Below are 3,147 nucleotides of genomic sequence, written 5' to 3'. Positions count from 1 at the left end.
ACGAAATTCGTCTCCAACACGAATGACCTGCGCCTCGACGATGACGTCAAGCTGTTCTTTGTCGCCAGCAACGCGATCCTTGACGCCTCGATCGCCGCCTGGGACGCCAAGTATTCTTACGACTATGTGCGCCCCATTACGGCGGTTCGCGCACTTGGCGACACGCCGATAAGCGCATGGCGCCCGCGCTCTCTACCCGTCGTATTGGCCTATTCCACTCCGGCCGCGACGGCCGACGCCAAGGATGCCGTCGCCGTTCCCGCGGGACTTGGGGAAGTACGCGCGGCGAACTGGGAACCCTATTTGCCGACGCCGCCATTCCCCGCCTATGTTTCCGGTCATAGCGCGTTCACCGCGGCCTGGGCTCGCGTCATGGAGCTCGTGACCGGAGAGCCGGACTTCAATTTCCACGTGACGGTGAGGCGCCTGTACGTCGAGCAGCGCGAACTGGCGCAGCCGGTGACGCTATCTTATCCAACCTTCGCGGCAGCCGCCGAAGCCAGCGGGATATCCCGTATTTGGGGCGGGGTTCACTGGCCGGCAGACAATGAACGTGGCCAAGAGCTTGGTCGGAAGGTCGGCGAGAATGCCTGGCAGCGCGCTCAGCAATTTGTGCTCGGGGCCGCGTCTCCTGCGACGGCCGTATTCGCGACGCTGCACCCGCCTTTTTGGTTCCATGACAACGAAATGTCGGACCGCCCCGCTCATTTCGAAGCTGCCTCAGGCCTCGCAGTCGACTTGCCGCCTGGAGGAGTGGGCGTCTGGCGGAGCATCGTTGTCGATGCGATGCCCGCCGGCGCATACGAGCTGATACTTAAGACCAATGTGACCGGCGATCAGCCGATCCGGCTGACGGTCGCCATCGAACCGAGCGAAAAATCGCTAGACGATCCTGTCGCAGTGACCGAGGCAGTCGTTCCCGTGACCGGCTCTGACGGCGTCGTGACAATTCCGTGGACGAGCGACGGCGTCCGATCGTTTAAAGTGTCGATTAAAGCGCACGCCGATGGCGGCGGCGCCCGGCTCATCATCTCGGCCATCAGCGCTTCACGCGTGTGGCCTGCGGTGGCCGGGTCGCCCCGCTACTACGAGCCAAGCTCGGCGGGCCAGCCCGACCAATAGCGAACCGGTCCGACGACCATGGGGACGCGAATCCGGAAGGGGTTCGCGGCGCACTCTGAAAGCGATCGGCAAAAGCTCCCGGGTGATTGAGGAATTGACGGCCGTAAGTTTTGGAATAATTGACATGAGCCGCAGTCGGCGAAGGAGGTTATTCTCTTTTCGTCGCGGGCGGGCGTTCGAGATTTTGCGCGTCTCTCCCGGCGAACGGGCTCGCGACACTTCGATCACGAATGCGCGTACATGGGGGAGGGTAGGCGTATGCGTTCGGCGGCCTGGCGTTGCGGCGCGTTCGGCGTCCCCCTCATCGCAGCGGCGCTCACCAACGCGCGCGCGGAGACGATCGAGCTGCCGACCTTCGACGTCGTCGCGACGACTCCGCTCGGCGGCGGCCGGATCGATGTATCGAAAGTTCCCGACGCGGTCTGGCAGAGGAGAGCGCAACGTTTTGATCCAATGGGGGACTATCAGTGTGGAATTACGCGGCTTTCTCGGATCTATTGTCTCCGACTGTTACTAGCAGATCGTTTGTGGGGCGCCGCCGCCGATCGACCTATCGCTCAGCTACTACGACCACCTCGCCGCTTCTGAAGGTCATCGTTTCGAGGATTGGCGATCTCAAATTGGCCAACGTCTGAGATCTGCATCGGCGCGACGACCCGCGGTCGGCCCCGCGACCAGCCAGCAACAGCACATCGTCACAATCTTCAATGTCCGCTTGACGTCGGCTCCGGCCGCCCGCTGCGCGCGAATAGGGGTCATTCTCCGGCGAGGCGAACGCGTCGAACCCACCCAACCGGGCCTCTGAAACGAATGCGCCGCGTGTCCCACCTATGCGAGTTCTTCCAGCAGCGACCTGGCCTCTTTCAGATCCGGCGTGTCGAGGCCCTCTGTGAACCAGCCGTAAACGGGCGCGAGGAGGTCGCGTGTGAATCGGCGTCGGACGCCGAATTACAGTCCTTGGCCGCGCACATGGGTACGAGGCGGTAGTCTGCCCACTTCATCTTAGACGCCCGCGTACCAGTCGTACCCGACCTCGTCTTCCCAGTATCCGCCCCGCCCGCTCCCAATCCCCGCCAACAAAGCCACAACCTCGAGGCGCATGACGTACTTCGCTTGCTTGTAGCCAAGCTGCCGCTCGACGCGCAGCCGCGATGGGGCGCCGTGGCCAATAGAGAGGGGCTGCCCGTTCATCGCGTAGGCCAACAGGGTCTGCGGGTGGAACGCATCCACAAGGTCAATGCTTTCGTAGTAAGGCGTCCCGTCGAACTGGTCCGCGCAATGGAACACGACGAAGCGGGCGTTCGGCTGCAGGCCGACCTGCTTGAGGAGGTGACTGAGCTGGACGCCCGTCCACTTACCGATCGCGCTCCAGCCTTCGACACAGTCGTGCCGTGTAATCTGGGTGCGCGACGGCATTGCCTGCAGCTCAGCCAACGAATACGAGGTCGGCGAAACAACAAGCCCGTCGATCCGGAGCCGTCAATCCGTGAACCGGCCGCCCGCGAACTTCTGGTACTCCGGCGTACCGGGATCGGTGTTCCCATTAGTGCGGAACACAGGAGACATTTCGCTCTCGAAGAATTCAGGCGCGAGCGCGTTCGCGCCTGTGAGCCGTTGAACACGATAGGCGAGCCAGTCGCCTGCCGACAGCACGGTGTCCTGGAATGTCGTGTTGTAGGTCGGCCCGGTGCAGGCAGAGAGCGCTATCGAAGAGCCGCCGGCGGCGATGCTCGCGATGAGTTTGCGCCGTGTGATGAGGTGGGCCATCAGTCCGGCTCCGCCGGCAGGTGGTAGCGGCCCGTAATCATTGACCGGATCTCGTTTATCGGCCCGACGAGCGCGACCATCAACACGTGCACGAAGATGAAGAGCACGATGAGCATCGCGCAGATAAAGTGGATCGACCGCGCGGACGGACGACCTCCGAAGACGTCGATGAGCCACGGCCACGCCGCATCCATCGCCGGCGACATGGTCAGCCCAGTCAGAATCAGGAGAGGAATGAGGACGAAGACGACGCCCACA

The 3,147-nt window shown here is 62.9% G+C and carries 3 protein-coding genes and 1 pseudogene; 2 read left to right on the top strand and 2 right to left on the bottom strand.

Features of this window, described 5'->3' with window-relative positions; translation table 11 throughout:
• Both ACLP25_RS17435 and ACLP25_RS17430 read left to right on the top strand, forming a co-directional pair.
• Window positions 1–1,122 (top strand): vanadium-dependent haloperoxidase (locus tag ACLP25_RS17435; RefSeq protein WP_442470438.1); only part of this gene is annotated, 1,122 nt, incomplete at its 5' end.
• Between the two features lie 258 nt (window positions 1,123–1,380).
• Window positions 1,381–1,710, top strand: a complete 330-nt coding sequence (locus tag ACLP25_RS17430) for a hypothetical protein (RefSeq protein ID WP_442470437.1) — start codon at window positions 1,381–1,383, stop codon at window positions 1,708–1,710.
• A 414-nt stretch (window positions 1,711–2,124) separates the two neighbouring features.
• Here the strand turns inward: ACLP25_RS17430 and ACLP25_RS17425 are convergent.
• Both ACLP25_RS17425 and ACLP25_RS17420 read right to left on the bottom strand, forming a co-directional pair.
• Window positions 2,125–2,889: pseudogene (locus tag ACLP25_RS17425) on the bottom strand (molybdopterin-binding protein).
• A partial coding sequence (locus tag ACLP25_RS17420; protein WP_442470436.1) for a cytochrome b/b6 domain-containing protein occupies window positions 2,889–3,147 on the bottom strand: 259 nt, incomplete at its 5' end. The gene ACLP25_RS17420 and the pseudogene ACLP25_RS17425, both read right to left, overlap by 1 nt.

It is taken from the genome of Roseiarcus sp., from assembly GCF_052145395.1.
Lineage (GTDB): Bacteria > Pseudomonadota > Alphaproteobacteria > Rhizobiales > Beijerinckiaceae > Roseiarcus.
Note: the sequence above shows the minus strand (reverse complement) of the source record. Positions and strands in the feature narration are given on the sequence as shown.

Excerpts from the sequence above, each read along its gene's own strand:
- ACLP25_RS17430 (WP_442470437.1), top strand. The coding sequence starts at position 1,381 with ATGCGTTCGGCGGCCTGGCGTTGCGGCGCGTTCGGCGTCCCCCTCATC.